This is a genomic window from Nocardioides sp. SYSU D00065 (assembly GCF_017916425.1).
Taxonomy (GTDB): domain Bacteria; phylum Actinomycetota; class Actinomycetes; order Propionibacteriales; family Nocardioidaceae; genus Nocardioides.
Window position 1 is genome coordinate 1,646,765 of the sequence record NZ_JAFMSX010000001.1, and the last position, 22,727, is coordinate 1,669,491.

Below are 22,727 nucleotides of genomic sequence, written 5' to 3' on the forward strand. Positions count from 1 at the left end.
TGCATCGCATACCGGTTTGGCGTGCGGCGGGCGGGGCAGGAGACGCACCGACCCGTCCCCGAACCCAAAAGATCCGCATGTCGCAGCCCGGTGACACCCCTCCACAGCCGCCCTACGGCGAGCAGCCCACCGCCCCCTACGGCCAGGCGCCCGCGAGCGGCTCCTACGGCGGCGGGTCCTACGGCGGCGGGTCCTACGGCGGCGGGTCCTACGGCGGCGGGTCCTACGGCGGCTCGCCCGTCGGCGGCGCGCCGGGCAGCAAGGGGTTCGTCGGGGCGCTGTTCGACCTGCGGTTCACGACGTTCGTCACCCCGACGATCATCAAGGTCGTCTACGTCATCGGACTCGTGGTGATCGGCGCGGCCACGCTGGTCTTCGCGTTCAGCGGCTTCGCCACCGACAGCCCCGGTCTCGGGATCGTCACGCTGGTCGTCTCGCCGATCGTCGGCCTGCTCTACCTGTGCCTGTTCCGGATGATGTGCGAGTTCTACCTGGCCATCACCCGCATGAGCGAAGACATCAACCGGCGCCTGCCGCAGCGCTAGGCCCGCTCAGACCGCGGCGACGGTCAGCACGACCCGCGCCCGCTCGTCGCTCGCCAGCCAGCAACGGCGGGCGCGGACGAGCCTGCGGGACGACCAGGCGAGGAACGGCACGGCGACGAGGGGCGGCAGCCACGGCCACGGCAACGCGGCGACCCCGGTGAACAGCACCGCGGTCAGCGTGGTGACGAGCGAGAGCCGGCCCGCGTAGCCGGCCATCGCGCCGTGCGGGGCCGGCGTCGCACGGGGCGAGGCGAGGTCGACGGCGTACGGCGAGCGCATCGACCAGGTGAGCACGATCGCCAGCACCTGCACCACCACCACCAGCCAGCACGCCGCGACGGCCGTCCCGGTGACGAGCGGCGGCAGCCCGTTGCGCAGCAGCGCGAGCACGACGGTCACGCCGGACACCGCGACCATGCACTCGGCGACGACGAGGGCGCGTACGTCGAACACGTCGGCCGCGGACACCGGGAGGGTCTCGCGCCAGACCATCCCCTTGCCGTCGAGGCACCAGGTGTTGACGCCGAACAGGAGCGCGGCGCCGCTGGCGGTGAGCCCCGGCAGCAGCATCACCGAGCTCCACTCCAGCCCCGCCACCAGCGCGACCAGGCCGGGTCCGACGCCCAGGACAAGCAGGCCGCGCCGCATGCCCACCGAGCGCCACACCGACCCGCGGTCGAGTCGGCGCAGCAGCGCGCGGTCCGGCGATCCCCGGCGCGGCGCCGGCACGGGCCGCGCCTCGTGCACCCCCGACTGGACGTCCAGCTCCTCGCGCGGCGGGAGTCCCAGCGCCCACGTGGCGGGACGCGCCCCGAGCACCACCGCCGCCCCGGCGAGGGCGAGCAGGGCGACCACGGCGAGCGGCCAGCGCGAGTCCTGGCCCGCCTCGGCCACCCAGGTCGTGGGCAGGGCTCGCACCAGCGGGACGAGCCACCCGCCGAGGTGCAGCCCGGCGAGTGCCGCGACGACCAGCCCGGCGCCGACCCGGACGACCAGCACGCCGTGCGCGGTGCGGCGTACGCCCTCGACGCTCCACCCCACGGCCTGTCCCACGGCGGTCGCGGCGAGCACCCAGGCCAGCACGACGAGCTGGGCCCCGACCAGGCGGGCGGGCGGGGTCACCAGAGCGGTGATCGCGAGCAGCCCCCAGACCTGGACGAGCCAGGCGAGGTTGAGCGGCGCGAGCACGAGCGCGCCGAGGTGCTCGGTCACCGGGCCGATCGGATGGATCGACGCCTCGCTCCGCGAGAGCAGCTCGCGACCGCCGCCGGCGCCCATCGCGGCGCTCACGGCGAGTAGGAGGAAGCCGGCCAGCGCGGTGCCCAGGTTGCCCTGCAGCGTGCCGATCGCGCGCTCCACGGGAGCGGAGGCGAGGGCGTCGGTCTCGACCGTCGCCGGCCCCCACGCGAAGCCCACCGTGAGGAGCAGCACGACGACCAGCCCGACGGCGGCGGGGGCGCGTCGGCGTACGGTCCGGGCGCGGAAGGCGACGAGGTGCGCGGTGGCGCGCGCCGCGTGCGTCCAGCCGTCAGTCGAGGAGGGCACGGTAGGCCTCACCGGTGAGCTCGACGGCCTGCATCGCCGCGACCCGGTTGCCGCCGCGGAGCACGATCGCGTCGCCGCAGGCCTCGAGCGCCAGGTCGCGCAGGTGGGTGGACAGCAGGACGCAGGCTCCCCGGGCGCGAGCGTCCGCGACCACCTCGAGGGTGGCCTCGACGCCGCGGGGGTCGACACCGTCGAAGGGCTCGTCGAGCAGCAGCACGGCCGGCTCGTGCAGCGCGGCGAGCACGACGCTGAGCCGGCGGCCCATGCCGTGGCTGAAGCCGCCGACGACGCGGTGCGCCACGTCGCCGAGCTCGAAGCGCTCGAGCAGGTCGCGCCCGCGCTCCTCCCAGTCGTCCATGCGCCGCAGCCGGGCGCTGAGCTGGAGGTGCTCCCACGGGGTCGCCCGCGGCACGAGGCCGCCGACGTCGGGGCAGTAGCCGACCACCCGCTTGACGCCGAGGGCGTCGGTGGCGGCGTCGTGGCCGCCTACCGTGACCACGCCCGCGGTCGGCGGCACCACCCCGGCCAGGACCTTCATGGTCGTCGACTTGCCGGCGCCGTTGCGGCCCAGGAGGGCGGTCGCGCGCCCGTGGTCCGCGCTCAGGTCGACGCCCGAGACCGCCTCGACATCGCCGAAGCGGACGTGCAGGCCGCGGACGACGACGGCGGGGGTCTGGCTCACCCGCCGATTCTCCCCCGGTCCGGGGCGTTCGCGGGCCGCTTTCGGCGTACCCGCTACGCCGCATGTAACGCCGGGTTGGTGCTTGTAGGCACCCCCGCAGACGGTGGGTAGAACAAGCACCAACACGGCGTTACAAGCCCCGTTGGGCCAAGATCCGGCGCCAAAATCCGGCCCCGGAATCAGGCGGGTCAGGCGGGGAAGGACCCGCCCGTCGCCGCGAGCTCGCGGAGGTACGCCGACGGGCGGAAGCGCTCGCCGTAGGCGTCGGCCAGCTCGTCGGCTCGCGCCAGGAAGGCGGCCAGGCCGATCGGGCCCACGCCGCGGCCGGTCTCGTCGAGCGCCTGCCAGCCGGTCATGAACTGCGCGGCACCGCCGGTCAGCGCCGGGAATCCGATGCCCATGATCGAGCCGATGTTGGCCGCCGCGGCCGAGGTGATGACGCCCTCCTCGAAGCACTTCGCGGTCTCCAGCGCCTCGATGAAGAGCATCCGGTCGCGGACGTCGCGGATCGGGACCTGCTGCTCGGCGACGGGGAAGGTCTCCGCCAGCCCGGGCCACAGCGTCGTACGCCGTCCGTCCGCGTCGTAGTCGTAGAAGCCCGCGCCGGAGGCCCGCGAGGGCCGGCCGAGGCCGATCATCGTGGCGATGACCTCGCCGGCCGGGTCCGGGCCGAGGTCGATCCCCTCGCGCTCGGCCGCGTCGGCGGTGGCCTTGCGGATCTTGGCCATCAGCTCCAGGTTGAGCTCGTCGCTGATCTGCAGCGGTCCGACCGGGAAGCCGGCCGAGGTCGCGGCCCGCTCCAGCGAGACCGGGTGCACGCCCTCGGCGAGCATCGTGAGGCCCTCGTTGATCTGGGTGCCGATGACCCGCGAGGTGTAGAAGCCGCGCGCGTCGTTGACCACGATCGGGGTCTTGCGGATCTGCTGCACCACGTCGTACGCCCGGGCCAGCGCCGCGTCCGAGGTCTCCGCGCCGCGGATGATCTCCACCAGCGGCATCTTGTCGACCGGGCTGAAGAAGTGCAGGCCGATGAAGTCCGCGGGGCGGTCCACGCCCTCGGCCAGCTCGGTGATCGGCAGGGTGGAGGTGTTGGAGCACAGCAGCGCGTCGGCGTCGACGTACGGCGCGACCTCGGCGAAGACCTTCGCCTTGAGCGCGGGGTCCTCGAAGACGGCCTCGATGACCAGGTCGCACCCGGTGAGGTCCTCCGCGGAGGCCGTGGGCGTGATCCGGCCGAGCAGCTCCTCGGCCTTCTCCGGGGTGAGTCGGCCCCGCTCGACGCCCTTGGCGTTGAGCGTGGCGGTGTACGACCTGCCCCGCTCGGCGGCCTCGAGCGAGACGTCCTTGAGCACGACCTGCATGCCCGCGCGGGCGCAGGAGTAGGCGATGCCGGCGCCCATCATCCCGGCGCCCAGCACGCCGACCTTGGTGGCCTGCCAGCGCTCGATGCCCTGCGGGCGCAGGGAGCCGGAGCCGATGGCCTGGAGGTCGAAGAAGAAGGCCTGGATCATGTTCTTGGCCTGCTGGCTGATCACCAGGCTGGTGAAGTAGCGGCTCTCGATGCGCGAGGCGGTGTCGAAGTCGACCTGCGCGCCCTCGACCGCGGCGCTCATGATCGCGCGGGGGGCGGGGTAGACCGCGCCCTTCGTCTGCTTGCGCAGCAGCGCCGGGAACGCCGGCAGGAACTGCGCCAGCGCCGGCGTGCTCGGGGTCCCGCCGGGCATCTTGTAGCCGGCGCGGTCCCACGGGTTCGACGCCGCGTCGGCGTCGTCGCGGTGGGCCAGGACCCAGGCCTTCGCCGCGGGCAGCAGCTCCTCGCGGGTCGGCACGAGCTCGTCGACGAGCCCCTTGGCCAGCGCACCCTGCGGGTCGAACTGGGTGCCGGGCATGAGCACGTCCATCAGCGCGGACTGCAGGCCGAGCATGCGTACGACGCGGGTGACGCCGCCGCCGCCGGGCAGCAGGCCGAGGGTCGACTCGGGCAGGCCGATCTTCACCGAGCGGTCGTCGACCGCGATGCGCCGGTTGGCGGCGAGCGCGATCTCCAGGCCGCCGCCGAGCGCGGCGCCGTTGATCGCCGCGACGACGGGGCGGGGGAAGGTCTCCAGCCGGCGCAGGCTGGCCTTGACCGCCTCGGCCATCGCGAAGACGTCCTCGGCGTCGTCCGGGGTGGCGGTGACCATGCTCTTGAGGTCGCCACCGGCGAAGAAGGACTTCTTGGCACTGGCGATGACCACGCCGGTGACCTCGTCCTGCTCGTCGTGGAGGCGCTGGACGGCGGCCTCCATCGAGGTCCGGTAGAGCTCGTTCATCGTGTTGGCGCTGGCGCTCGGGTCGTCCAGCACCAGGGTCACGATGCCGTCGGCGTCGCGCTCGTAGCGGACGGCGGTCCGGGTGTCGGCGGTGTGGGTGTCGGCGGTGTGGGTGTCAGGGGTGTTCACGGTGTCTTCTCCTCAGACCAGCTCGACGACGGTCGCGATGCCCATGCCGCCGCCCACGCAGAGTGTGGCGAGGCCGCGCCTGAGGTCGCGGCGCGCGAGCTCGTCGATCAGGGTGCCCAGGATCATCGCGCCGGTGGCGCCGAGCGGGTGACCCATCGCGATGGCTCCGCCGTTGACGTTGGTGACCTCGTGGCTGATGCCCATGTCGCGCATGAACCGCATCGCGACGGCGGCGAACGCCTCGTTGATCTCCCACAGGTCGATGTCCTCGACCGCGAGCCCCGCGCGGGCCAGCGCCTTGCGCGCGGCCGGCGCCGGCCCGGTGAGCATGATCGTGGGGTCGGCTCCCGACACGGCGGTCGAGACGATGCGGGCGCGTGGGGTGAGCCCCAGCGACGTACCGACCTCCTCGGTGCCGATCGCCATCACGGCGGCGCCGTCGACGATGCCCGAGGAGTTGCCGGCGTGGTGCACGTGGTCGATGGCCGGCACCCAGTGGTACTTCTCCAGCGCGACGTCGTCGAAGCCGGCATCGCGGCCGATCTGCGCGAACGACGGCTTGAGGCCGGCGAGGCCCTCGACGGAGGTGTCGGGCCGGACGGTCTCGTCGCGGTCGAGGACGGTCGTGCCGTTGAGGTCGCGGACCGGGACGACCGCGTCGTCGAAGTAGCCGTTGGCCCACGCCTTGGCGGCGCGGTGGTGGGACTCGGCGGCGTAGGCGTCGACGTCCTCGCGGCTCCACCCCTCGATGGTGGCGATGAGGTCGGCGCCGATGCCCTGCGGCACGAAGCCGGTGCGCAGCGCGGTCGCCGGGTCCATCGCCCAGGCACCGCCGTCACTGCCCATCGGCACCCGGCTCATCGACTCCACGCCGCCGGCGATGATGAGGTCCTCGAACCCCGAGCGCACCCGGCCCGCGGCCTGGTTGACGGCCTCCAGCCCGGAGGCGCAGAAGCGGTTGAGCTGCACACCCGCGACGGTCTCCGGATAGCCGGCCTTGAGGGCGGCGGTCTTGGCGATGTCGGCGCCCTGGTCGCCGATCGGGGTCACGACGCCCAGCACGACGTCGTCGACACGTGCGGTGTCCAGGGTGGGGTTGCGGGTCGTGAGCTCGTCGAGGAGTCCCACGACCAGGTCGACCGGCTTGACCTCGTGCAGCGAGCCGACGGCCTTGCCGCGGCCGCGCGGGGTGCGGATGTGGTCGTAGACGAGTGCTTCTGCCATGCCGTGATTGTGACACCACCACTGTCACGATCCAACCCGGCGTCCTGGGACTCACCCGGCGCGGGGAGGCGCCGGCCGACTGCGAACGGAAGAATGGAGCCGTGGACACCGACGCGAGGACCGACGTGCGAGACGAGGCCCGGCACGAGCCCCGCACCGGCGCCGACCCGGACGGCGACGGGCTGCTGACGCTGGACGAGCTGACCGCGCGGACGGGGGTGAGCGCGCGCAACGTGCGCTTCTACACCTCCCGCGGGCTGGTCCCCTCCCCTGTGCGACGCGGCCGCTCGGGCTACTACGGCCCCGACCACGTCGCACGCCTGGAGCTGGTGCGCGAGCTCCAGGGACACGGCTTCACCCTCGCGGCGATCGAGAAGTACGTCGAGCGCATCCCGGAGTCCGCGACGCCGTCCGACATCGCCGTGCACCTCTCCCTCCTCGCTCCGGTCACCGGCGACCGTGACGTCGACGTGCCCGGCAGCCTGTCGGGGCTGGGCATCTCGCCGGAGGCGGCCGAGGCCGTCGCCGACGTCTATGCCGCGCACGGCAGGCAGGTGGCCGAGGAGCTGTCGGAGATCGTGCGCACCATGGTGTGGCCGCAGTTCCGCGAGCGCGGCGGCACGGCGGAGCAGCTGCGTGAGCTCGTCCACCGGCTCAAGCCGCTGACCATCGCGGGCCTGGTCACGGCCTACGAGCAGGCGATCGACGAGAGCCAGGCCGCCTACGGCGGCAGGCGGACCCGATGACCGGCGCCGCGGTCTACCTCATCCTCGGCCTGTCGCTGCTCCTGGCGACGCTCCTGCCCCACGTCACGCGCCGCATCGCGCTCTCGCCGCCGATGGTGCTCGTCGCCGTCGGCCTGGCCATCGGGCTGCTGCCGCTCGGGCAGGACGTGAGCCTCCAGCCGGAGGACAACCGCGACCTGTTCACGCACGTCGCGGAGTTCACCGTCCTGGTGTCGCTGATGGGCGTCGGGCTCGCGATCGACCGGATCCTCGACGTGCGGTCGTGGCGGTCGTGGCGCACCTGGTCGCCGGTGTGGCGGATGCTGCTGGTCGCCATGCCGCTGACGATCCTCGGCACCCTCCTGGTCGGCTGGTGGGTGGCGGGCCTGGCACCGGCGGTCGCCCTGCTGCTCGGCGCCGTCCTCGCGCCCACCGACCCCGTGCTTGCCTCCGACGTGCAGGTGGGCGAGCCGCTCACCGAGGACGTCGCCGAGGCCGAGGCGGAGGACGACTACGAGGAGGACGACGACATCCGGTTCGCGCTGACCGCGGAGGCGGGTCTCAACGACGGCCTCGCCTTCCCCTTCGTGCACCTGGCCCTGCTGCTGCTGGCTGGCGGCTTCGGGCTCGCGGACGCCGGCACCTGGCTGGGCTGGTACGTCGTGGGCAAGATCGCCGTGGGCCTCGTGGTGGGCGTCGGCGCGGGCTGGCTCTTCGGGCGACAGGCGTTCCACGCCCGCAACGAGAAGCTCCGCCTGGCCGACGCCGGGGAGCCCCTGCTCGCGCTGGCCGCGCTGCTGACGGCGTACGGCGCCGCGGAGCTGGTCGGCGGCTACGGCTTCCTCGCGGTCTTCGCCTGCGCCGTCCGGCTGCGCAGCTCGAAGCGCGGCCACGCCTACCAGCGTGCGATGCACGGCGTGGTCGAGCGCCTGGAGCGCCTGATGACGCTGCTCGTCCTGCTCGTGCTGGGCATGGCGATGACGCGCGGGCTCCTGGAGCAGCTCGACTGGCGGGGGATCGCCGTCGCCCTCACCTTGGTGCTGGTGATCCGCCCCCTGGCCGGCTACGTGGCGCTGGCGGTGCTCGCGCGCGACGAGGACGAGGCGGGCGGGCTGGACCGCGGGGAGATCGCAGCCGTGGCGTTCTTCGGGGTGCGCGGCGTCGGCTCGCTCTACTACCTGGGCTACGCCGTCACCCACGAGCACGTGCCGGAGGAGTCGTGGCTGTGGTCGACGGTCGCCTTCACGATCATCGTGTCGGTGCTGCTGCACGGCGTGACCGCGACTCCCGCGATGGCCCGCCTCGACAGGCGTCGGGAGGCGGAGGACCCGCAGCGTGAGCCGACGGGTGGAGCGGGCTGACAGCATGAGGGCATGTCGACAGTCCTCGTCACCGGCGCCACCGGCTTCATCGGCCGGCGACTCGTCCCCGCCCTGATCGACGACGGACACGACGTCCGTGCGATGACGCGGCGCCCGGAGACGTACGACGGACCCGGCGAGCCGGTGGGGGCGGACGTGATGGACGCCGACTCGCTGGTGCCGGCGCTCGCGGGCGCCGACGTGGCGATCTACCTCGTGCACTCCCTCGACGACCCCGACTTCGAGCGCAAGGACGCCGATGCGGCGCGCCACTTCAGCGCCGCCGCGGCCGCAGCGGGGGTCAGCCAGATCGTCTACCTGGGCGGTCTCGGGGACGACGAGGACGACCTGTCGCCCCACCTGCGCTCGCGGCGCGAGGTCGAGCGGCTGCTGGGCCAGGACGGGGTGCCGGTGACCGTGCTGCGCGCCGCGGTCGTGGTCGGCCACGGGGGCATCTCGTGGGAGATCACCCGCCAGCTGGTCAAGAACCTGCCGGCGATGGTGGTGCCCACGTGGGTGTCGACGCCCACCCAGCCGATCGCGCTGGACGACGTCGTCCGCTACCTCGCCGGCGTGGTCGGCGAGGAGGAGGCCAAGGGGCGCGTCTTCGAGATCGGCGGCCCCGAGCAGCTGACGTACCTGGAGATGATGCAGGTCGCCGCCGAGGCGATGAACGGCCGCAGGATCCCGATCGTCGCCGTGCCGGTGCTGACGCCGCGGCTGTCCTCGCGCTGGCTGGCGCTGGTCACCGACGTCGACGCCACGACCGGGCGCAACCTCATCGACTCGATGTCGCACGAGGTCGTCGTCACCGACACCTCGATCCGCGACGTGGTGCCGGGCGAGCCGCTGTCCTACCGCGAGTCGGTGCGCCGGGCGCTGGCCGAGCGCGCCGCGTCAGAACAGCAGCGGTAGCACGAACAGCATCGACAGCGACCACGTGATGTGGGTCAGGATCGGTGCCAGCACGCCGCCGCTGGCGCGCCGCTCGAGCCCGCAGACGGTGCCGAGCAGGATGGCCGCGAAGCCGAGCATGACGTTGCCGGTCGCCAGCGTCGCCACCACGTAGGCCAGGGTGGTCCAGAGGACCGGGTGGTGCGGGATGGCGGCGTACATCGCGCCGCGGAAGAACAGCTCCTCGGCGATGCCGTTGACGAACGTGATGACCGCCAGCACCGTCAGGGAGCCCTCGTCGGCGTACTCCAGGACCGAGGAGACGTAGCTCGCCAGCGGATCGACCTCGCGGACCACGAGCGCGCCCAGCACGAAGACCCCGACCATGAGCAGGCCGAGCACGACGGGCGCGAGGATCGGCCGGATGAAGACCTCGCCCCCGCCGGAGATGCGGCCCAGGTGCAGGCGGCCCGACAAGAACGCCCCTGCCGCCCAGACGCCGGCCAGCACGATCGCGGCGACGTAGAAGGTGTTGCCGCCTGGCTCTAGGCGCAGCGACCAGCCGAGCACGAGTGCGCCGACGAGCACCACCGCCGCCGCCACCACCTGGCGCCGCCTCAGCGCCTCGGGGGTGTCACGCTGGTCGCGCGGGACCACGTCCCACAGCGACCGCTTGATGAAGGTGCGCACGCAAGCAGCCTAGGAGCCCGTCACTCGCCGACCGAGAGCCGGCTCAGGGCCAGCACGGCCTGCGCGAGGGCGTCCTCGTCGTCGGGATCGGCACCCCCGAGCAGCTCACGCTGCCGCTGGGAGCCGGTGCCCTCGGCGAGCAGGCGGGCGAGCCCCGCCGAGACGACGGCGTGGTCGCCGGCATCACGCAGTGCTTCGTCGACGTGGTCGAGAAGCTCGGCGACCACGTCGGCCGCCGGCCGGCTGGTGCCGGTGGGCGGGTGGACGAGGTCGGCGGTGAGGCCGTAGCGGCCCGCCTTCCACCCGGCCAGCCGGACCAGCGGAGCGGGTACGTCGGGGGCCGGCACGCCCTCGGCCCACTCCCGTGCGCCGGTCTCCACGAGGGCACGGGCGAGGCCCGCGACCACGACGGTGTCCCGCACGTCGAGGCAGACGTCGGCCGTGCGGATCTCCACCGTCGGGTGCTCAGCCGACAGCCGCGCGTCGGTGTAGACCATGGCCTCGTCGAGCGGGACCTCCGTGGCGAGCATGGCGTCGACGTACGACCGGTAGGCGTCCGGTGAGCCGAGGACGGGCAGCGGACCGGCACTCGGCCAGCGCATCTGCATCTGCCACCGGTAGCTCTCGTAGGCGGTGTCGGTCGACTGTGCCCACGGCGAGTTCGCGCTGACGGCCAGCAGCAGGGGCACCCACGTCCGGATGCGGTCGAGCACACCCACCCCCTCCTCGGGCCCGGACACCTCGACGTGCACGTGGCACCCGCAGACGAGCTGCTCGGCGATCATCAGTCCGTAGCGCTCGGCCATGACGTCGTAGCGCGGGCTGCGCTCGACCGTCGACTCTCCTCGCAGCGGTGAGGTGCCGGACGCGAGGACGCGGGCGCCGACCTCGAGCGCACCGCTGCGGGTGCGCTCACGCCACGCGCGCAGGGCGTGGTCGAGGGCGGACAGGCTCTCGAGGGGCGGCGTGTCCGTCTCGACCTGGGTCTTGTGGAGCTCGTGGCCGAGCGTGCCGCCGCGGTCGTCGCTCGGCGCCGGAGTGCTCGCGCCGTGCTCGTCCGCTGCCCGGATGACCTCGGCGGCGAGGTTGCGCGGCGCTCCGGTTGTCGCGTCGACGAGGAGCAGCTCCTCCTCCACCCCCAGAAGTCGCATGCCTCGATCCAACCACCGAGCGTCCGGCCGGCGCTCCACCCTTCGGGCAGGGTCGCCGAGCGGCCGCCGACGGCGGGCTCAGCCGGCCGCGAGCAGCTCGCGCACCCGGGGGACGACTTCCTCGCCGTAGAGCCGGATCGACTCCATCCGCTGCTCGTGGGGCAGGGCGCCGACCGAGTACTTCAGCTGGAACCGGGAGAGCCCGAGCGTGCGCGCCGCCCACGCGATCTTCTGCGCCACGGTCTCGAGCGACCCGACGAACAGCGCGCCCTGCGGGGCGGCGGCCTGCTCGAAGGCGATCCGGCTGTAGGGGCCCCAGCCGCGCTCGCGGCCGATGCGGGTCACCACCTCGGCCTGGTGGGGGTAGAGCTGCTCGCGCGCCTCCTCGTCGGTGGCGGCGACGTGGCCGGGCGAGTGCATGCCGATCGGCAGCTCGGGGAGGCCGAGCTGGCCCAGCGCGTCGCGGTACAGGTCGGCGAGGGGGGCGAAGGCTGCCGGCGACCCGCCGATGACGGCGAGCATCAACGGCATGCCGTAGCGAGCCGCTCGTACGACGGACTGCGGGGTGCCGCCGACGCCGATCCACGCGGGCAGCTTCCCCGCGGCGGTCGTCGGGTAGACCGGCTGGTCGACCAGCGGCGTGCGGAAGGTGCCCTCCCAGGTCACCGGCTGCTCGTGCTGCAGCGCGGCGAACAGGTCGAGCTTCTCGTCGAAGAGCCGGTCGTAGTCGCCGAGGTCGAGGCCGAAGAGGCCGAACGACTCCACGAAGGAGCCCCGACCGAGCTGCACCTCCGCGCGCCCGCCGGACACCGCGTCCAGCGTGGCGAAGCGCTCGTAGACCCGGATCGGGTCGTCGGAGGACAGCACCGTGACGCCGGTGCCGAGCCGGATCCGCTCGGTCCGCCCGGCGATCGCGGCCAGCACCACATCGGGTGCGGTGATCGCGTAGTCGGCGCGGTGGTGCTCGCCCAGGCCGATGTAGTCGATGCCGACCCGGTCGGCCAGGACCGCCTCCGCGACGACCTCGCGCAGCGTCTCGGCGTGGTTGTCCGGGGCCCCGTCGAGCGGCACGTCGCCGAAGGTGTCGAGGCCTAGCGAGATGTGCTCGCGGGTGCCGAGCACGGTGTGGTCGTCAGTCATGGCGCTCCTCCATTGGTTGAAGGGTGAACCATCTGGCCGTGGCGCGCATTCCGAGTGATCCCCGGACGTCAGGCTCTTCCGTACGTTGTCAGGCTTTGCAAGGGCCGACAAGCTGAGGGATCCCCGGCCGGCCGGGGATCCCACACGGGGCCGAACTCGCTCAGCGGCCGCGGCTGAAGGAGGAGGCGCTGTGCGCGCGACCGCCCTGGGACTGACCGGACGAGGCGGACTGGCCGCCACCGGAGCGACGACGACCTGCGCCGCCGCCCTGACCGCCCTGACCGCCCTGACCGCCGCCGGAGCGGCGACGCTGGCCGCCGCCGGTGGAGCTGGGGGTCTCGCTGGTGTAGCTGGTCGGGTTGCCCCGACGCGACTGGCCGTTGGTCTGGCCGGAGCGGCGAGCACGCTTGCGCTGGGCGTTGGCGCCCGTGGAGCGGCCACCGCCACCCGACGCCGGCGCCTCGACGACGAGACCGCCGGGCACAAGGGTCCGCTCACCCGGAGCCAGCTGCGCCAGCACGGGGTGGCCGGGGCCGTCGACCTTGGTGGTGACCGGCTTGATGCCCGCCTGGCGGGTCAGGTCGCGCACGTCGCGCTGCTGCTCGTCGGTCATGAGGGTGACGACGGTGCCCTCGTTGCCGGCGCGCGCCGTACGTCCGGAGCGGTGCAGGTAGGCCTTGTGCTCGACCGGCGGATCGGCGTGCACGACGAGCGCCACGTCGTCGACGTGGATGCCGCGCGCGGCGATGTCGGTGGCGACGAGGGTCGTCGCGGTGCCGGCGTGGAACGCCTCCATGTTGCGGGTCCGCGCGTTCTGCGACAGGTTCCCGTGCAGCTCGACGCTCGGCACGCCGGACTTGTTGAGCTGGCGGGCCAGCGCCTTGGCGCCGTACTTGGTGCGCGTGAAGACGACCGTGCGGCCCGGGGCGCTGGTGAGGTCGACCAGCACCGGCACCCGCTGCTCGCGCGTCAGGTGCAGCACGTGGTGGTGCATCGTGGCCACCGGCGACTGCGCCGAGTCGGCCTCGTGGGTCACCGGGTTGGTCAGGAACCGCTTGACCAGGACGTCGATCGCCTTGTCGAGCGTGGCCGAGAACAGCAGTCGCTGGCCGCTGCGCGGGGTCTTGTCCATGATCCGGCGGACACCGGGCAGGAAGCCCAGGTCGGCCATGTGGTCGGCCTCGTCGAGGATGGTGATCTCGACGGCCGAGAGGTCGGCGAAGCCCTGGCCCATGAGGTCCTCCAGCCGCCCGGGGCAGGCGATGACGACGTCGACGCCCTTCTTGAGCGCGGTGACCTGCGGGTTCTGGCCCACGCCGCCGTAGACGACGACGGTCGAGAGGCCGGCGGTCTTGGCCAGCGGCGCGAGCGCGGCGTGGATCTGGCCGACGAGCTCACGCGTCGGGGCGAGGATGAGCGCGCGCGGCTTGCGCGGCATGGCCGGCAGCTTGCTGGCGTCGAGGCGGGCGACCAGCGGGAGCAGGAAGCCGTACGTCTTGCCCGAGCCGGTGCGGCCACGACCGAGCACGTCGCGCCCGGCGAGGCTGTCGGGCAGCGTCGCGGCCTGGATGGGAGTGGGAGTGGTGATGCCCTGCTGCTCGAGGATCTGCACGAGCGAGGACGGCACGCCGAGGTCGGCGAAGGTCATGTGAGTTGCTTTCGGTTGGCGTCTCGCCACCGTGAGCCGCTGCGCTTGGGACGTGTGCGGCGTACGTGCCTCAGAGTGAGGGAGGTGTCGCACCGAGCGTGTCGGGCGACGACCTGCGCCCGGGGCAAGACCGACCGGGCGTCTGTGGTGACAACGCTAGTGGGGCCGGTGGTGTTCCCGTGAATCCTCGACCACCGGGCGCGGACCCGGACCGCGTTCAGGCGCTGTCGCGACGCACCAGGGTCGGCGGGATGATCAGCCGGACCGGGTGGCTGCCGTCGACCCCGTCGACGCGCTCGAGCAGCAGCCGCGTCGCGCGCTCCGCCATCACCTCGACGGGCTGGCGGACCGTGGTCAGGGGCGGCGTCGTGCGCTCGGCCACGCCGAGGTCGTCGTAGCCGACGACGGCGATGTCCTCGGGCACCCGACGCCCCAGCTCGGCCAGCACCCGCAGCGCCCCCACGGCCATCAGGTCGGAGGCGACGACGAGGCCGTCGAGGTCGGGGTGGCGCTCCAGCAGGGCCCGGGCGGCGCGCACGCCGCTCTCCTCGGTGAAGTCGCCGTGCTCGACCGCGTCGGTGGGCAGGCCCGCGGTCCCCATCGCCTCGCGCCAGCCCGCCAGCCGGTCGGCCGCGGCCGTCATGTCCGCGGGCCCGGCGATGGTGCCGATGCGGGCGCACCCCCGGGCCAGCAGGACCTCGGTCGCCTCGCGCTCGCCCGCGGTGTTGTCCACGTCGACGTAGGCCACCCGGTCGCCGCCGGTCCACGGCCGCCCGCCGAAGACGCACGGCAGCCCGATGTCGGCCAGCTGCTCGGCCAGCCGGTCGTCGCGGTGGTGGGACACCACGAGCGCCCCGTCGACGTGGCGGGCGGTGAGGTAGCGCAGGGTGCGGGCGGTGGAGGCCCCCGGCCGCGCCAGCAGCAGCACCAGCTGGAGGTCGCGCTCCCCCAGCACCCGGGTGACCCCGCGCAGGGTGCCGGCGAAGAACGGGTCGGAGAACACACGGTCGTCGGGCTCCGGGACGACGACGGCGATCGAGTCCGTACGCCGCGTCACCAGGCTGCGGGCGGCCGGGTTGGGGACGTAGCCGAGCGTGCGCACCGCCGTGTCGACCGCCGACTGCGCGCGGGCACTGACGCGCTGGCCCCCGTTGATCGCCCGCGACGCCGTCGCGCGGGACACCCCGGCGACGCGCGCCACCTCGTCGAGGGTCGGCGAGCCCGTGCCGGCCGGGGTCCGCGAGGTGCTCACGCGCGCCACGCTAGTCGCCGGCGGGGTCGCGCGCAGGCAGGATCCCGGTGCGGGACAGCTCGGCGTACCAGTGGGCGCTCGACTTCGGCGTCCGCTCCTGGGTGGCGTAGTCGACGTGGACGAGGCCGAACCGCTTGGCGTAGCCGAAGGCCCACTCGAAGTTGTCGCAGAACGACCACTGGAAGAACCCGCGCACGTCGACCCCCTCCTCGACCGCGCGGTGCACGGCGCGGAGGTAGGAGTCGAGGAAGTCGATCCGGTCCGGGTCGTGCACCCGCCCGTGCTCGTCGCGGCGGTCGTCGAAGGCGGCCCCGGTCTCGGTGAGGTAGATCGGCAGGTGCGGGTAGTCGTCGTGGAGGCGGCGCAGCAGCCGGTGCAGGCCCTCGGGCTGGATCTCCCAGCCCATGTCGGTCACCGGCAGCCCGCGGCTGGGGAAGGTGACGTGCTCGGAGCCCACGAAGGGGGAGAGCGCGACCCGGTCGGGGTGGTCCGCGCCGAGGCCGACGACGTCGGTGCGCGGGTGCCCGGACACCTCGTTGCCGTGGTAGTAGTTCACGCCGAGCACGTCGATCGGCGCGGACGTGATCGCCAGGTCGCCGTCGCGCACGACGTCGTACCACGGCCGGCCCTGCCACGTGAGGCCGGCGGTGTCCTCCAGCAGGTCGGCGGGGTAGGAGCCGCGGAGGACGGGGTCGAGGAACAGCCGGTTGTGCAGGGCGTCGATGCGCCGCGCGGCGTCGACGTCGACCTGGTCGTCGGGGTCGCTGGGGTCGGGGACCGTGAGGTTGAGGCTCAGCCCGAGGCGGTCGGCGCCGCGGCTGCGCAGCTCCTGCGTCGCCATGCCGTGGCCCAGCAGCAGGTGGTGGGCCGCGACCAGCCCGGCAGCACCCTCCTGCCGGCCCGGCGCGTGGTGGCCCGCGGCGTAGCCCAGGAGCGAGGAGCAGAAGGGCTCGTTGAGGGTGGTCCACGTCGGGACCCGGTCGCCGAGCGCGTCGTGCACCGACAGGGCGTACTCCACGAACCGGTGCGCGGTGTCGCGGTTGGTCCACCCGCCCGCGTCCTCGAGCACCTGCGGCAGGTCCCAGTGGTAGAGCGTGAGCCACGGGGCGATCCCCCGCGACAGCAGCTCGTCGACGAGGCGGTCGTAGAACGCGAGTCCGGCCGGGTTGACCGCACCGGCGTCGGGTCGCACGCGCGGCCAGGCCACCGAGAAGCGGTACGACGTCGCGCCGAGGTCGGCGAGCAGCGCCACGTCCTGCGGCATCCGGTGGTAGTGGTCGCAGGCCACGTCGCCGGTGTCGCCGTTCATCACGGCGCCGGGGACCCGGGAGAAGGTGTCCCAGATCGACGGCGTCCGTCCGTCCTCGGCGGCGGCGCCCTCGATCTGGTAGGACGCGGTGGCCATCCCCCAGACGAAGTCCGCGGGGAAGCGGACCGGCTCCGCGGTCGCGGCCGCGGCGGTGCCCGGCTCGGCGGGGGTCCTGCTCTGCACGCTCATCCCTTGACTGCTCCTTGCATGATGCCGGCGACCATCTGGCGGCCGGTGAGGACGAAGAGGACCAGCAGCGGGACCACGGAGAGGGTGGCGCCGGCGAGCACGAGGCTGTAGTCGACGTAGTAGCCGCTCTGCAGCTGCTGGAGTGCGATCTGGATCGTGGGGTTGCTGGCCGGCAGCACGATCAGCGGCCAGAAGAAGTCGGTCCACGTGGCCATGAAGGTGAACAGCCACAGGATCCCCGCGGCGGGCCGGGCGGCGGGCACGGCGACGTTCCAGAAGGTGCGGAACAGCGAGCATCCGTCCACCCGCGCCGCCTCGACGAGCTCGTCGGGCACGGCGTCGACGAGGTACTGCCGCATGAAGAACACCCCGAACGCGGTCACCATGCCGGGCACGATGAGAGCCCACATCGAGCCCACCCAGCCGAGCTTGGCCATCACGATGAACAGCGGGATCACGCCGAGCTGGGTCGGCACCGCGAGCGTCGCGACCACGAACACGAGCAGCGGGGTGCGGCCCTTGAACGCGAGCTTGGCGAAGGCGAAGCCGGCCAGCGTGGAGAAGAACACCACCGAGGTGGCGACCGTGCCCGAGACCAGCAGACTGTTGCCCAGGGCCTTCCAGAACGGCACCGCGTCGATCGCGCGCTGGGCGTTGTCCCAGAAGTGTCCGCCGGGCAGGAGCGGCGGGACCCGCTTGGTGAGCACCTCACGGCTGTGCGAGCCGACCAGGAAGGACCAGTACAGCGGCGCGCACGAGCCCAGCACGAACGCGGTGAGCAGGCCGTAGACGAGGAATCCGGGACGCCGGTTCATCCGTCCACCCCCCGCAGCGCGCCGGCTCGCCGGCTGATGAGCAGGTTGACCACCGCGAACACCACGATGATGAGGAACAGCAGCCACGCCACCGCCGACGCCATGCCGAGGTCGCGCACCCGCCAGCCGAGCTCCCAGAGGTACATCGTGAGGGTCTGGTACTGCCGGTCGGAGCCGCCGAGGCCGGCGGTGTCGAAGAGCCGCGGCTCGGCGAAGATCTGCAGTCCGCCGATCGTGGAGGTGATGACCACGAAGAGCACGGTGGGGCGGATCATCGGGACGGTCATCGACACGAACTGGCGGATCCGGCCGGCCCCGTCGAGCGCTGCCGACTCGTAGACGTCACGCGGCACCGCCTGCATCGCGGCCAGGAAGATCAGCGCGTTGTAGCCGGTCCAGCGCCAGTTGACCATCGACGCGATGGCGACGTGGCTGGCGAGCGTGTCGACGTGCCAGCGGATCGGCTCGAGGCCGATCCCCTGCAGCACCTCGTTGACCAGGCCGTAGCGGTCGCCGAAGACGTTGCCGAAGATCAGCGCCACCGCCGCGGGTGCCACGACGAAGGGCAGCAGGACGCTCATCCGCCACAGGTTGCGCGCCCGCAGCTGCGTGTCGAGCAGGCCAGCCAGCACCAGCGCGATGACCACCTGCGGCACCGACGACAGCACGAAGATGCTGACGGTGTTGCGCAGGGCGTTCCAGAAGTAGCGGTCCTCCAGCACGCGCCGGTAGTTGTCGAGGCCGGCGAAGTCGCCCTGCCCCGACAGCAGCCCCCACTGGTGGACCGACACGAACGCCGTGTAGGCGAGCGGGAACATGCCCACCAGCAGGAACAGCAGGAAGAACGGGGAGACGAACACGTAGGGCGTGACCCTGGTGTCGAGCCGGGAGAGCCGGCGCCGCCACGCGGAGCGGCGTACGTCGGCGCTGTCGGGCCGTGCCCGGGTCGGGGACGCCGGGCCACCGGCGCCCCCGACCTGCTTCACGGCAGTTGAACCCACACCCATCGCGAAGAATCAGCCCAGCCGCTCGACGTCGGCCAGGAACGACTGCCAGGCGTCCTCGGGGGACTCCTTGCCCTCGTCGACGCGCTGGATCGCCTGCTGGAACGCCGTGTTGATGTCGGCGTACTTGGGACCCTTGTGCGGGATGAACTCGATGGCCTCCGCGCGGTCGGCGAGGATCTGCCCGGTCGGGGCGTCGTTGAAGAACGGGCTGGTGTGGTCGAGCAGTCCCGGGTCCTCCAGGGCCTCGACCTGGCTCGGGAAGGTGAACTTGGCGTCGAACGCCTTGAGCTGCTGCTCAGGGGCGGTCAGCCACTTGGCGAGCTCCTTGGCCTCCTCGACGTGGTCGCCCTGGGTGGGCACCGTCAGGTAGGAGCCGCCCCACAGGCCGGCCCCGCCCGGGAAGACGTTAGCGATGTCCCAGCCCTCGACGCCCTCGGCGTTGCCCTCGATGACGCCGAGCATCCAGCCGGGGCACGCCATGGTGGCGAAGCCGTCGTTCTGGAACGACGCGGTCCAGTCCTCGGCCCACTGCACGAGCTGGGTCGACAGGCCCTCCTCCGACAGCGCCGTGACGGTGTCGAAGACCTCCTTGACCTGCGGGTTCTCCGCGGCGATGACGTTGTTGTCCTCGTCCTCGAAGGAGTACTCCGTCTGGTTGATCATCGCCTGGGCGGTCGCGCCGGAGCTGTCGTACCAGGCGACGTCGGGCACCTTCTTCACGAACTGGCGACCCGCCTCGAAGTAGTCGTCCCAGGTGGTGAACATCTTGGCCACCTCCTCGCGGTCGGTCGGCATGCCGGCCTTCTCGAGCAGGTCGGCGCGGTAGCAGATGCCCTCGGGGCCGATGTCGGTGCCGTAGCCGATGAGCCGGCCGTCGTCGGTGGTGGCCGCCTCGGTCTTCCAGTCCAGCCAGCGTCCCTCCACCTCCGGGTCGGAGAGGTCCTCGAAGGCGTCGGCCTGCTCCATCAGCGCCGCCCACCAGTCGACCTCGACCGCCTCGATGTCCGACAGGCCCGAGCCCGCGGCCAGCTTGGTGTAGAGGTTGTCCTGGTGCTCGTTGGCCGTGCCGGCCTTCTTCTGCTCGACGACGACCTCGTCCTGCATCGCGTTGTACTCCTCGATGAGCTCCTCGTAGCCGAACTCGTTGAAGGTCGCGACGGTGAGCTTGATCTTGCCGTCCGCGGTCGTGCCCTCGTCGTCGCTGCCGCCGCACGCGGCCGCCGTCGTCGCGAGGGTGAGCGCCAGCAACGCGCTCGTGGCGAGTCGCACTCGCCGGCTCTTCGATGTCTGCACCACTGCACTCCTGCCGTGCGAAGGCCGGACGGGTTGCCCGGCTCGGGGTGGACGTCAGCACCGATGCGTGAGAGCGCTTCCACTTACGTCCGCGGTTCACCATGACAGGCGTCACATTCGAGTGTCAATGGAGCGCGCACAAGTCCACCATTTGAATGAGAGCGCTTCCACTAGACGGCACGCCTGCCGCTGCGTACGGTGAGCAGCGACGTCCTGGGCGGCCACCGCCCGGGCGTCACACCACCACTTCGCGAGGGGAACCACACGATGGCATCAGTGAGCTTCGTCGGCGCCGGGCGCCACTACCCGGGTGCGGACCGCGCGGCGGTCGAGGCGCTCGACCTGGAGATCGAGGACGGCGAGTTCATGGTGCTCGTCGGACCGTCCGGCTGCGGCAAGTCGACGTCGCTGCGGATGCTGGCGGGCCTGGAGGAGTGCGACGCGGGGTCGATCCGCATCGGCGAGCGGGACGTCACCCGCGAGGTGCCCAAGGACCGCGACATCGCGATGGTGTTCCAGAACTACGCTCTCTACCCGCACATGACCGTGGGCGACAACATGGGCTTCGCGCTCAAGATCGCCGGCGTCGGCAAGGCCGAGCGCGCCGAGCGGGTGCAGGAGGCCGCCCGGCTGCTCGACCTCACCGACTACCTCCACCGCAAGCCCAAGGCCCTGTCCGGAGGCCAGCGTCAGCGGGTGGCCATGGGCCGTGCCATCGTGCGGCGGCCGGAGGTCTTCTTGATGGACGAGCCGCTGTCCAACCTCGACGCCAAGCTCCGTGTGTCCACCCGCACCCAGATCGCCGCGCTGCAGCAGCGGCTCGGCGTCACGACCGTGTACGTCACCCACGACCAGGTCGAGGCGATGACCATGGGCGACCGGGTGGCCGTGCTCAAGGACGGGGTGCTGCAGCAGGTCGACACCCCGCTCGGTCTCTACGACCGCCCCGCGAACCTGTTCGTGGCCGGGTTCATCGGCTCCCCGGCGATGAACCTGCTGCCTGCGGTCGTGGCGGACGGCGTCGCCGTCGTCGCCGGGCACCGCGTGCCGCTGGAGCGGGGCGTCGCCACGCGGGCCGGCCGTGCCGTCACCCTCGGCGTACGCCCGCACGCGTGGCGCCTCGCGGAGGCCGGCGAGGGCATCCGCGGCACCCTGCGGGTGGTCGAGGAGCTCGGCTCCGACAGCTTCGTCTACGTCACGCCCAGCGATCCCGCCCTCGCCGAGGAGGTCGCCCAGTGCGTCGTGCGGGTCGACGGTCGCCGGCGGCTGGAGAAGGGCGAGCAGGTCGGCCTGGTCGTCGAACCGAGCGAGGTGCACGTCTTCGACACCGCCTCGGGCGAGCGGCTCAGCGCCTGAGCGCGGTCAGGACCAGCGCAGGACGCCGTCGTCGAGCCGCGCAGTCCGCAGCGCGAGGGCGTCGTGGACGTAGCTCTGCTTGAGCTGCCACGGCGCGACCGCGCCCTGTCGCGGCAGGGCGTGCAGCGCCCGCTGGACGTAGCCGGACTCGAAGTCGAGCAGCGGCACCTCCTTCACCGCCGGGTCGCGCACCGGCACGACCGAGCGCGAACCGGTGGCGCGCATCCGGGCCAGCACGCGCACGACGTACTCGGCGACGAGGTCGGCCTTGAGCGTCCACGACGCGTTGGTGTAGCCGATGGTGAAGGCGAAGTTGGGCACCCCCGACAGCATCATCGCCCGGTAGGCCATGGTCTCGCGCGGCTCGACGACCTCGCCGTCGACGCTGAGCTCTGCGCCGCCGAAGACCTGCAGCTCGAGCCCCGTCGCGGTGACCACGACGTCGGCCTCGAGCCGGTCACCGGAGGCCAGCTCCAGTCCCGTCTCGGTGAAGGTGACGATCCGGTCGGTGACCACCGTCGCCGAGCCGGCCCTGATCGCGCGGAACAGGTCGCCGTCGGGCACCAGGCACAGCCGCTGGTCCCACGGGTCGTAGGTGGGGTTGAAGTGCGTGTCGACGGCGTACCCCGGCGGCAGCAGCGCCACGTTGGCCTTGCGCACCACGGTGCGCACGAGGTCCGGGCGGCGGCGACTCAGCTTGTACAGCGCCGACTGCACCGCGATGTTCTTCCACCGGGTGACGGCGTACGACGTCCGCTCGCCGACGAGCGAGGTCAGCCTGCGCTTCAGCCCGTCCTGGCCCGGCACGGACAGGACGTAGGTGGGCGAGCGCTGCAGCATGGTGACGTGGGCGGCTCCGGACGCGGCGAGCGCCGGGACCAGCGTCACCGCGGTCGCCCCCGACCCGATGACGACCACGCGCTTGCCGGCGTGGTCGAGGTCCTGGGGCCAGTGCTGCGGATGGACCACCTCGCCGCGGAAGCGCTCCTGGCCCTCGAAGTGAGGCGTGTGGCCCCGGTCGTAGTCGTAGTAGCCGCTGCAGGCCCACAGGAAGTCCGCGGTCACGGTGACCGTCTCCTCCCCCACCCGGGCGGTGACGCTCCAGCGGGCAGTGGCGGCGTCCCAGGAGGCGGCGGTGACGTGGTGGCCGTAGCGGATGTGGTCGTCCACGCCGTACTCGCGGGCCGTGTCGCGCACGTAGGCGAGGATCGACGCGCCGTCGGCCAGCGAGGTGTGCCCGCGCCAGGGACGGAAGCGGTAGCCGAGCGTGTGCATGTCGGAGTCCGAGCGGACGCCGGGGTAGCGGAACAGGTCCCACGTGCCGCCGCTGGCGTCGCGGCGCTCGAGGACGGCGTACGTCGTGCCCGGCAGGTCCTTGACCAGGTGGGCCGCCGCTCCGATGCCCGAGAGCCCGGCGCCGATGATCAGCACGTCGACGTGGTCGGCTTTGCTCACGCCCC

General features: G+C 72.7%; 19 protein-coding genes. 5 read left to right on the forward strand and 14 right to left on the reverse strand.

The features are described 5' to 3' along the window. The first annotated feature begins 77 nt into the window (after positions 1–77). Positions 78–545 (forward strand): DUF4282 domain-containing protein, encoded by a 468-nt coding sequence (locus J3P41_RS07845; RefSeq protein ID WP_210649608.1) that lies wholly within the window; start codon positions 78–80, stop codon positions 543–545. A gap of 6 nt (positions 546–551) precedes the next feature. Here J3P41_RS07845 and J3P41_RS07850 read toward each other — a convergent pair whose 3' ends face one another. The 4 genes from J3P41_RS07850 to J3P41_RS07865 all read right to left on the reverse strand — a co-directional run bounded on the left by J3P41_RS07850 (position 552) and on the right by J3P41_RS07865 (position 6,437). Beyond that, positions 552–2,090, reverse strand: a complete 1,539-nt coding sequence (locus tag J3P41_RS07850; protein ID WP_210649609.1) for a hypothetical protein — start codon at positions 2,088–2,090, stop codon at positions 552–554. After that, positions 2,074–2,772, reverse strand: a complete 699-nt coding sequence (locus tag J3P41_RS07855) for an ABC transporter ATP-binding protein (protein WP_210649610.1) — start codon at positions 2,770–2,772, stop codon at positions 2,074–2,076. Before J3P41_RS07855 ends, J3P41_RS07850 begins: the two co-directional genes overlap by 17 nt. Before the next feature lie 188 nt (positions 2,773–2,960). Beyond that, on the reverse strand, positions 2,961–5,213 hold the full coding sequence (locus J3P41_RS07860; RefSeq protein ID WP_307861881.1) for a 3-hydroxyacyl-CoA dehydrogenase NAD-binding domain-containing protein: 2,253 nt from the start codon (positions 5,211–5,213) through the stop codon (positions 2,961–2,963). Between the two features lie 12 nt (positions 5,214–5,225). Next, positions 5,226–6,437, reverse strand: a complete 1,212-nt coding sequence (locus tag J3P41_RS07865) for an acetyl-CoA C-acetyltransferase (RefSeq protein WP_210649611.1) — start codon at positions 6,435–6,437, stop codon at positions 5,226–5,228. A 101-nt stretch (positions 6,438–6,538) separates the two neighbouring features. Here J3P41_RS07865 and J3P41_RS07870 point away from each other — a divergent pair, with 101 nt between their 5' ends. From J3P41_RS07870 to J3P41_RS07880, 3 genes are read left to right on the forward strand one after another with little or no spacing between them, the layout of a single operon-like run. Continuing rightward, a complete protein-coding gene (locus J3P41_RS07870) occupies positions 6,539–7,183 on the forward strand; it encodes a helix-turn-helix domain-containing protein (RefSeq protein WP_307861882.1) in 645 nt (214 codons plus the stop codon). Beyond that, positions 7,180–8,523, forward strand: a complete 1,344-nt coding sequence (locus tag J3P41_RS07875) for a sodium:proton antiporter (RefSeq protein WP_210649612.1) — start codon at positions 7,180–7,182, stop codon at positions 8,521–8,523. The genes J3P41_RS07870 and J3P41_RS07875 overlap by 4 nt, the downstream gene beginning before the upstream one ends. Before the next feature lie 12 nt (positions 8,524–8,535). Beyond that, a complete protein-coding gene (locus J3P41_RS07880) occupies positions 8,536–9,438 on the forward strand; it encodes an NAD(P)H-binding protein (protein WP_210649613.1) in 903 nt (300 codons plus the stop codon). Here J3P41_RS07880 and J3P41_RS18920 read toward each other — a convergent pair. From J3P41_RS18920 to J3P41_RS07925, 9 genes are all read right to left on the reverse strand, one after another. Beyond that, complete coding sequence (locus J3P41_RS18920; protein ID WP_210649614.1) at positions 9,421–10,107, reverse strand: CPBP family intramembrane glutamic endopeptidase; 687 nt, start codon at positions 10,105–10,107, stop codon at positions 9,421–9,423. The genes J3P41_RS07880 and J3P41_RS18920 overlap by 18 nt on opposite strands. A gap of 20 nt (positions 10,108–10,127) precedes the next feature. Continuing rightward, the gene (locus J3P41_RS07890; RefSeq protein WP_210649615.1) at positions 10,128–11,258 is read right to left on the reverse strand and encodes a glutamate--cysteine ligase; all 1,131 of its coding nucleotides are present in this window, start codon (positions 11,256–11,258) and stop codon (positions 10,128–10,130) included. 78 nt (positions 11,259–11,336) lie between these two features. Then, on the reverse strand, positions 11,337–12,398 hold the full coding sequence (locus J3P41_RS07895) for an LLM class flavin-dependent oxidoreductase (RefSeq protein WP_210649616.1): 1,062 nt from the start codon (positions 12,396–12,398) through the stop codon (positions 11,337–11,339). 160 nt (positions 12,399–12,558) lie between these two features. After that, positions 12,559–14,046, reverse strand: coding sequence for a DEAD/DEAH box helicase (locus J3P41_RS07900; RefSeq protein ID WP_210649617.1), 1,488 nt, complete (start codon positions 14,044–14,046; stop codon positions 12,559–12,561). Between the two features lie 217 nt (positions 14,047–14,263). Then, complete coding sequence (locus J3P41_RS07905) at positions 14,264–15,298, reverse strand: LacI family DNA-binding transcriptional regulator (RefSeq protein WP_210649618.1); 1,035 nt, start codon at positions 15,296–15,298, stop codon at positions 14,264–14,266. 10 nt (positions 15,299–15,308) lie between these two features. Beyond that, entirely contained in the window at positions 15,309–16,796 is a 1,488-nt protein-coding gene (locus J3P41_RS07910) for a GH1 family beta-glucosidase (protein ID WP_210649619.1), read from the reverse strand. Further along, positions 16,793–17,611, reverse strand: a complete 819-nt coding sequence (locus J3P41_RS07915; protein WP_210649620.1) for a carbohydrate ABC transporter permease — start codon at positions 17,609–17,611, stop codon at positions 16,793–16,795. Before J3P41_RS07915 ends, J3P41_RS07910 begins: the two co-directional genes overlap by 4 nt. After that, the gene (locus J3P41_RS07920) at positions 17,608–18,597 is read right to left on the reverse strand and encodes a sugar ABC transporter permease (RefSeq protein WP_307861883.1); all 990 of its coding nucleotides are present in this window, start codon (positions 18,595–18,597) and stop codon (positions 17,608–17,610) included. The genes J3P41_RS07915 and J3P41_RS07920 overlap by 4 nt, the downstream gene beginning before the upstream one ends. Positions 18,598–18,627: 30 nt before the next feature. Then, the gene (locus tag J3P41_RS07925; RefSeq protein WP_210649622.1) at positions 18,628–19,887 is read right to left on the reverse strand and encodes an extracellular solute-binding protein; all 1,260 of its coding nucleotides are present in this window, start codon (positions 19,885–19,887) and stop codon (positions 18,628–18,630) included. Positions 19,888–20,178: 291 nt separating this feature from the next. On the opposite strand from J3P41_RS07925, the gene J3P41_RS07930 reads away from it, so the two are divergent. Then, a complete protein-coding gene (locus J3P41_RS07930) occupies positions 20,179–21,267 on the forward strand; it encodes an ABC transporter ATP-binding protein (protein WP_210649623.1) in 1,089 nt (362 codons plus the stop codon). Between the two features lie 6 nt (positions 21,268–21,273). On the opposite strand, the gene J3P41_RS07935 is transcribed toward J3P41_RS07930, so the two are convergent. Further along, a complete protein-coding gene (locus tag J3P41_RS07935; protein WP_210649624.1) occupies positions 21,274–22,722 on the reverse strand; it encodes an NAD(P)/FAD-dependent oxidoreductase in 1,449 nt (482 codons plus the stop codon). Positions 22,723–22,727: the final 5 nt, after the last annotated feature.

Coding starts and splice junctions, on each gene's coding strand:
- J3P41_RS07845 (WP_210649608.1), top strand. CDS start 78: ATGTCGCAGCCCGGTGACACCCCTCCACAGCCGCCCTACGGCGAGCAG.
- J3P41_RS07865 (WP_210649611.1), bottom strand. CDS start 6,437: ATGGCAGAAGCACTCGTCTACGACCACATCCGCACCCCGCGCGGCCGC.
- J3P41_RS07875 (WP_210649612.1), top strand. CDS start 7,180: ATGACCGGCGCCGCGGTCTACCTCATCCTCGGCCTGTCGCTGCTCCTG.
- J3P41_RS07880 (WP_210649613.1), top strand. CDS start 8,536: ATGTCGACAGTCCTCGTCACCGGCGCCACCGGCTTCATCGGCCGGCGA.
- J3P41_RS07890 (WP_210649615.1), bottom strand. CDS start 11,258: ATGCGACTTCTGGGGGTGGAGGAGGAGCTGCTCCTCGTCGACGCGACA.
- J3P41_RS07895 (WP_210649616.1), bottom strand. CDS start 12,398: ATGACTGACGACCACACCGTGCTCGGCACCCGCGAGCACATCTCGCTA.
- J3P41_RS07900 (WP_210649617.1), bottom strand. CDS start 14,046: ATGACCTTCGCCGACCTCGGCGTGCCGTCCTCGCTCGTGCAGATCCTC.
- J3P41_RS07910 (WP_210649619.1), bottom strand. CDS start 16,796: ATGAGCGTGCAGAGCAGGACCCCCGCCGAGCCGGGCACCGCCGCGGCC.
- J3P41_RS07915 (WP_210649620.1), bottom strand. CDS start 17,611: ATGAACCGGCGTCCCGGATTCCTCGTCTACGGCCTGCTCACCGCGTTC.
- J3P41_RS07930 (WP_210649623.1), top strand. CDS start 20,179: ATGGCATCAGTGAGCTTCGTCGGCGCCGGGCGCCACTACCCGGGTGCG.